The 7,053-nt window shown below is 67.7% G+C and carries 6 protein-coding genes; 3 read left to right on the forward strand and 3 right to left on the reverse strand.

Annotated features, from left to right (window positions below; all coding sequences use genetic code 11):
* Positions 1–64 precede the first annotated feature (64 nt).
* Positions 65–1,738 carry a thiamine pyrophosphate-binding protein gene (locus ACCC97_RS28330; protein WP_413336285.1) on the forward strand — a complete coding sequence of 558 codons (1,674 nt, stop codon included), beginning with the start codon at positions 65–67 and terminating at the stop codon, positions 1,736–1,738.
* Positions 1,739–1,759: 21 nt separating this feature from the next.
* Here the strand turns inward: ACCC97_RS28330 and ACCC97_RS28335 are convergent, their stop codons facing one another.
* On the reverse strand, positions 1,760–2,059 hold the full coding sequence (locus ACCC97_RS28335) for a hypothetical protein (RefSeq protein ID WP_007833531.1): 300 nt from the start codon (positions 2,057–2,059) through the stop codon (positions 1,760–1,762).
* 447 nt (positions 2,060–2,506) lie between these two features.
* Here ACCC97_RS28335 and ACCC97_RS28340 point away from each other — a divergent pair, with 447 nt between their 5' ends.
* Positions 2,507–3,265 (forward strand): TSUP family transporter, encoded by a 759-nt coding sequence (locus ACCC97_RS28340; RefSeq protein ID WP_007833532.1) that lies wholly within the window; start codon positions 2,507–2,509, stop codon positions 3,263–3,265.
* Positions 3,266–3,285: 20 nt separating this feature from the next.
* On the forward strand, positions 3,286–4,650 hold the full coding sequence (chrA, locus tag ACCC97_RS28345; RefSeq protein WP_007833544.1) for a chromate efflux transporter: 1,365 nt from the start codon (positions 3,286–3,288) through the stop codon (positions 4,648–4,650).
* Between the two features lie 106 nt (positions 4,651–4,756).
* Here the strand turns inward: chrA and ACCC97_RS28350 are convergent, their stop codons facing one another.
* Together ACCC97_RS28350 and ACCC97_RS28355 are read right to left on the reverse strand one after the other, a co-directional pair.
* A complete protein-coding gene (locus tag ACCC97_RS28350; protein WP_413312315.1) occupies positions 4,757–6,268 on the reverse strand; it encodes a tripartite tricarboxylate transporter permease in 1,512 nt (503 codons plus the stop codon).
* A 13-nt stretch (positions 6,269–6,281) separates the two neighbouring features.
* A complete protein-coding gene (locus ACCC97_RS28355) occupies positions 6,282–6,770 on the reverse strand; it encodes a tripartite tricarboxylate transporter TctB family protein (protein WP_007835454.1) in 489 nt (162 codons plus the stop codon).
* Positions 6,771–7,053: the final 283 nt, after the last annotated feature.

Raw genomic sequence — 7,053 nt, forward strand, 5'->3', positions numbered from 1 at the left:
ATCCCAGCCTTCCCCCAGAGGGGGAAGGAGCAAGACCCAACACCTTCATTCCATTGGACACAGCATGACTTCCTCCCGCACCGGCGGCCAGATCCTGGTCGACCAGCTCATCACCCACGGCGTCAGGCAGCTGTTCTGCGTGCCCGGCGAAAGCTTTCTGGCCGTGCTCGACGCGCTGCATGACGCATCGATCGACGTGACCGTGTGCCGCCAGGAAGGCGGCGCGGCGATGATGGCCGAGGCGCAGGGCAAGCTCACGGGCCAGCCCGGCATCTGCTTCGTCACGCGCGGCCCCGGCGCCACCAACGCGGCGGCCGGCGTGCACATCGCGCACCAGGATTCGACGCCGCTGCTGCTGTTCGTGGGCCAGGTCGCGCGCGACGCCATGGGCCGCGAGGCTTTCCAGGAGCTGGACTACGGCGCGGTGTTCGGCACCATGGCCAAGTGGGTGGTGCAGATCGACGATCCGGCGCGTGTGCCCGAGCTCGTGTCGCGTGCCTTCCATGTCGCCACCTCCGGCCGACCCGGGCCGGTGGTGATCGCGCTGCCCGAGGACATGCTGACCGAGGCCGCAGCGGTGGCCGACGCGCAGCCCTACGCGGTGACCGAAACCCATCCCGGCGCGGCGCAGCTCGCCGAGCTGCAGCAGCGGTTGTCGCAGGCGCAGCGCCCGGTGGTCATCCTCGGCGGCAGCCGCTGGTCGGAGCAGGCGGCGCTGCAGTTCGCTGATTTCGCGGCCGCGTTCTCGCTGCCCGTGTACTGCTCGTTCCGCCGCCAGATGCTGATGTCGGCCGAGCACCCCTGCTATGCGGGCGACCTGGGCCTGGGCGCCAACCCGCGCATGCTGGAGCGCATCCGCAATGCCGACCTCGTGCTGCTGGTCGGCGGGCGCCTGTCGGAAGTGCCGTCACAAGGCTACGAACTGCTGGCGATCCCGCAACCGAAGCAGGCCCTGGTGCATGTGCACGCCGATGCCAACGAGCTCGGCAAGCTCTACCGCCCCGCGCAGGGCATTCACGCCACGCCGCGGGCGTTCGCCGAAGCGGTGTCCACGCTGCGCCCCGCGCAAGCGCCGGCCTGGCAGGCAGAGACAAAGACCGCACGCGAAGACTTCCTGCGCTGGAGCGACCCGGCCCCCATCCGCATTCCCGGCCCGCTGCAGATGGGCGAGGTCATGCAGCACCTGCGCGAAGTGCTGCCGGCCGACACCATCTTCTGCAACGGCGCGGGCAACTTCGCCACGTGGGTGCACCGCTTCTGGCCGTTCCGCGCCTTCGCGAGCCAGCTCGCGCCCACCAGCGGCTCGATGGGCTACGGCCTGCCGGCCGGCGTCGGTGCCAAGAGGCTGTGGCCGCAGCGCGAGGTGGTCGTGTTCGCGGGCGACGGCGACTTCATGATGCACGGCCAGGAGTTCGCCACCGCCGTGCAGTACGGCCTGCCGATCATCGTGGTGCTGCTGGACAACGCCATGTACGGCACGATCCGCATGCACCAGGAAAAACACTATCCCGGCCGCATCAGCGCCACGCAATTGAAGAACCCCGATTTCCGCGGCTATGCCGAAGTGTTCGGCGGCCACGGCGAACGCGTGACCAGCACCGAAGAGTTCGGCCCCGCGCTGGCCCGTGCGCGTGCGAGCGGCAAGCCGGCGATCCTGCACTGCCTGCTCGATCCGGAAGCGATCACGCCGGGCAGCACGCTGCAGTCGATCCGCAAGGCCGCGCTGGCCGCGTCCTGAACAGCGCCCAGCAGGAAGGCGTCAGCCCAGTCCGTCCGCGTGGCGAGTGGGTATGGGCAGGGCGCCGTCGGGCTGCCGCGCCGCCAGCCGCTTGGCCCGAGCCAAAGGTTCCATCGCCTGTTCGAGCCGCATCGCGAGCTGGTAGAGCTCCTCGTCCCTGGTGTCCGCGGCATGCGCGCGCGTCATGCGCACGATCTCGGCGGCGTATTCGGCGTTGGTGGCCATCCATTCGGTGTCGGTCACGCGCCCGTGCTTTCGCCGAAGCGCCACATGAAGGCGCGCGGCGAGGGCGATGCGTTCGCTTTCGGACATGGATGGCATGCTTCCTCCGTCGGGTGGGCGACTCCCGGGTTCTTTCTGGGCATGTGCAAGATCGGGGCCTGACCGCGCGTGCATGAATTGTGCCGCGCCGTTAACCATCGGAAACACTTTGGTTTGCGAATCGGGCTTTCCGGGCCGGCAAAGCGGGTAATTCCCAATGCACTGAGGCGGTGCGCCCCCTAAAGTCTGCGCACTCGCGAACGGGCCCTGCTCGTGCTGCCGAGGGTCCGAGGAGACAAATCTCGAGCAACTATAAAAATGCTTCCAAGGCTCCGTACGAGATGCCGTGTTTGACTTTGAAGGGCGCCGCTGGTCGGCGCCTTTTTTATGCCCGCGCGCGCCGTGCCCGAAGGGTTTTTCCTCAGTGCCAAATTGACCTCCCACAAAGGCCACGCGTGCACATGAAGCTATATTTTCGATAGCGCCACGAGTGAGACAATCGCCGCCATGGAAATGCTGGTGGTGACGGGCGCTTCGCTGCTCGCGGGTTTTGTCGATTCGATCGTGGGCGGAGGCGGGTTGATCCTGGTGCCGGCGCTGTTTGCCGTGTTCCCGGGCGCGACGCCGGCAACGCTGCTGGGCACCAACAAGAGTGCGTCCATTTGGGGCACGGCAGCCGCCGCGGCCCAGTTCAGCCAGCGGGTGCAGATGCGCTGGGGCGCCCTTTGGCCCGCCGCGGTGCTCGGTTTCGCCGGCTCGATGCTGGGCGCCTGGGGCGTCACGCTATTCCCGGGCGACTTCCTGCGCCGGGCGCTGCCGGTCATCCTGCTGGGCGTGCTGCTCTACACGCTGGCGCGCAAGGACATGGGGCGGATGCATGCGCCGCGCTTCTCCGGCCGGGCCGAGACGCTGGCGGCCTGCACCATCGGCCTGACGATCGGGTTCTACGACGGCTTCTTCGGGCCGGGCGCGGGGAGCTTCCTGGTGTTCCTGTTCGTGCGCTGGATGGGCTACGACTTCCTCAACGCCTCGGCCTCGGCCAAGATCATCAACACGCTGACCAACGCCGCGGCGCTGATCCTGCTGGCTGCCAAGGGCCATGTCTGGTGGCACTACGGGCTGGTGATGGCGGTGGCCAACGTGGCGGGCAGCCTGCTCGGCACGCGGGTTGCGCTGAAGCACGGGGCGGGCTTCGTGCGGGTGGTGTTCATCGTGGTGGTGAGCGCGCTGATCCTGAAGACCGCCTACGACGCGTTCCTGAAATAGCGAAACACGAAAGTCAGCCGATGTCCTCCTCCGAAGCGCCTGCCGAGCCGCCCGTCCCCGTCAGCTTCTGGCAGGCCTTCGGCTATTGGCTCAAGCTGGGCTTCATCAGCTTCGGCGGGCCTGCCGGGCAGATCGCGCTGATGCACCAGGAACTGGTGGAGCGCCGCCGCTGGATCTCGGAGAAGCGATTCCTCCATGCGCTGAATTATTGCATGGTGCTGCCCGGCCCCGAGGCGCAGCAGCTTGCGACCTACATCGGCTGGCTCATGCACCGCACCTGGGGCGGCATCGTGGCGGGAGGGCTGTTCGTGCTGCCGTCGCTGTTCATCCTGATCGCGTTGTCGTGGGTCTACATGGCGTATGGACAGGTGCCGGCGGTGGCGGGGCTGCTCTACGGCGTAAAGCCTGCGGTGACGGCCATCGTGCTGTTCGCGGCATGGCGCATCGGCTCGCGGGTGCTGAAGAACGCCTGGCTCTGGGCGATCGCGGCGGCCGCCTTCGTGGCGATCTTTGCGCTTCGCGTGCCGTTTCCGCTGATCGTGCTCGTGGCGGGGGCCATCGGCTACCTTGGCAGCCGGGTGGCGCCAGAGCGCTTCGCGCCGGGCGGCGCTCACGCCGCGGCGGCCGCCTCGGTCGGTCCCGCACTGATCGACGACGACACGCCGACGCCCGCGCATGCGCGCTTCGGCTGGGGCCGCTTCTTGCGCGTGCTGGGCGTGTTCCTCGCGCTGTGGCTCGTCGCCATCGGCGCCCTCGCGGCACTGTTCGGCTGGCACGGCGCGCTCACGCAGATGGGCTGGTTCTTCACCAAGGCCGCGCTGCTGACCTTCGGCGGCGCCTATGCGGTGCTGCCCTACGTGTTCCAGGGCGCGGTCGACCACTACGGCTGGCTCAGCGCCACGCAGATGATCGACGGGCTCGCGCTGGGCGAAACCACGCCGGGGCCGCTGATCATGGTGGTGTCGTTCGTGGGCTTCGTGGGCGGCTGGAACCAGGCGTTGTTCGGTGGGCAGTCGCTGTTCCTGGCGGGCGCGGTGGCGGCGACGGTGGTGAGCTTCTTCACCTTCCTGCCATCGTTCCTGTTCATCCTGTTGGGCGGGCCGTTCATCGAATCGACGCACGGCAACCTGAAGCTCACCGCGCCGCTGACGGCCATCACGGCGGCCGTGGTGGGCGTGATCGTCAACCTCGCGGTGTTCTTCGCCTGGCACGTGCTGTGGCCGAAGGGCGCGGGCGGTGGCTTCGACGCGGCATCGGCGGCGATCGGGCTGATCGCCGCCGTGGCGCTGTTCCGCTTCAAGGCCGGGGTGATCCCGGTGGTGCTCGGCGCGGCCCTGCTCGGACTGGCCTGGCAACAGGCGCTGCTGCCGCTACTCCAGCGCTGACTATTCCAGGAACACCGCGGAACCGGCTCCGCCGGGCCGCAGGTGTTGCCCCCGGAAGGGGGTTGGCGCAGCGACACGAAGTGCGCGCAGCCTGGGGGCGAGCCAATTACTCCTCGACGAAGGCTTCTTCGCGCTTGGCCTTGATCGCCGGCAGCAGCACGATGCCAAGCAGCAGCGCCGCAGCCACCAGCAGTCCCGCCGACAGCGGCCGCGTGACGAACACGCTCCACGCACCGCGCGACAGCAGCAGCGCGCGCCGCAGGTTCTCTTCCATCATCGGGCCCAGGATGAAGCCCAGCAGCAGCGGGGCGGGCTCGGTGCGCAGCTTCAGGAACAGGTAGCCGATGAAGCCGAAAGCCGCCACCATCCAGATGTCGAAGGTGTTGTTGTTGGTCGAGTACACGCCGATCGCGCAGAACAGCACGATCGCCGGGAACAGGAACTTGTAGGGCACCGTCAGCAGCTTGATCCACATGCCGATCAGCGGCAGGTTCAGCACGATCAGCATCGCGTTGCCGATCCACATCGAGGCGATCAGGCCCCAGAACAGCTCGGGGTTGCTGGTCATCACCTGCGGGCCGGGCTGGATGTTGTGGATCGTCATCGCACCCACCATCAGCGCCATCACCGCGTTGGGCGGAATGCCCAGCGTCAGCAGCGGGATGAAGGAGGTCTGCGCGCCGGCGTTGTTGGCCGACTCGGGCGAAGCCACGCCGCGGATGTTGCCCTTGCCGAAGGGCACTTCGCCGGGGCGCATCTTGATCTTCTTTTCCAGCGCATAGGCCGCGAAGGCTGCCAGCAGCGCGCCGCCGCCGGGCAGGATGCCCAACGCCGAACCCAGTGCCGTGCCGCGCAGCACCGCGGGCGTCATGCGCTTGAAGTCTTCCTTGGTGGGCCACAGGCCCTTCACCTTGTGCGTGAACACCTCGCGCTCGTCGTCGGGCTGCGAGAGGTTGCCGATGATTTCGCCGTAGCCGAACACGCCCATGGCGATCACCACGAAGCCGATGCCGTCGGTGAGCTCCGGAATGTCGAAGCTGTAGCGCGCCACGCCCGAATTCACGTCGGTGCCGACGATGCCCAGCAGCAGGCCCAGCACGATCATCGCCACCGCCTTCAGCAGCGAGCCCGAGGCCAGCACCACCGCGCCGATCAGGCCCAGCACCATCAGCGAGAAATACTCCGCCGGGCCGAACTTGAAGGCCAGCTCGGTCAGCGGCGGTGCGAAGGCGGCCAGGATCAGCGTGCCCACGCAACCCGCGAAGAACGAACCCAGGCCCGCCGCGGCGAGCGCCGGGCCTGCGCGGCCCTGCCTTGCCATCTGGTAGCCGTCGATACAGGTGACCACCGAGGACGACTCCCCGGGCAGGTTCACCAGGATGGCCGTGGTCGAGCCGCCGTACTGCGCGCCGTAGTAGATGCCGGCCAGCATGATCAGCGCCGACACAGGCGGCAGCGCGTACGTGGCGGGCAGCAGCATCGCGATGGTCGCGACCGGGCCGATGCCCGGGAGCACGCCGATCAGCGTGCCCAGGATGCAGCCGATCAGGCAGTACAGCAGGTTGGTGAAGGTGAACGCGACGCCGAAGCCGGTCGCGAGGTTGTGGAACAGTTCCATGGCGGTGCGCTCCTCAACCCGAAATGAAAGTAGGCCAGACCTGGATCTGGAGCTTCAGCGCCCAGATGAAGGCCACGTAGCTGCCGGCCGCCAGGATGGTGGAGAGGATCAGCACGTCGCGCAGCTTGAAGTGCTCGCCCGCCATGCTCGAGATGATCGTGAGCGCGTAGATCGCGATGATCATCCCCATCGCCGGCAGCCCGATGCTGGGCAGGCCGCCCAGCAGCACGCCGAAGGCGAGGTTGGCGCCGAGCACGAAGGCCAGCGGCTTCCAGGCCCATTTGCCGATCGGGTCGCCGGTGGGGGTTTCGACCACCAGCGCCTGGAACATGATGATGGCGCCGAGGACGGCCAGCAGGATGCCGAGCATCAGCGGGAAGTAACCCGGTCCCATGCGGGCACCGTTGCCGACGGTGTAGGTGGTGGCGCCTATCGCAAAGGCCCCTCCCACGGCAGTGAACATGACTCCTGAAAAGAAGTCCGCCTGACTCTTGATGCGCATGTCTCGCCCCTCTTATATGAAGGGTCGAGGGTCGTTCTGCGCGGCTGACTGTTGGCTGACCGCGGAGGTACGGACTATTGCTTACCGGGTTTTCATTAGGCCGAGCTGACCAAGGCGCTCGAGCCTGGCGCAGAAACGAAAAAAGCTCCCGAAGGAGCTTTTCATTCAGAAGCCCGAAGGCTCTGGAGGGAAGGGCTTAGTAGCCGCCGCGACCACCGCCGCCGCCGCCGTAGCCGCCGCCACCACCGCTGCGGCCACCGCCGCCGTAGCCGCCGCCACCACC

It is taken from the genome of Variovorax sp. Varisp85, assembly GCF_047304045.1.
In the GTDB taxonomy this organism is placed as follows: domain Bacteria; phylum Pseudomonadota; class Gammaproteobacteria; order Burkholderiales; family Burkholderiaceae_C; genus Variovorax.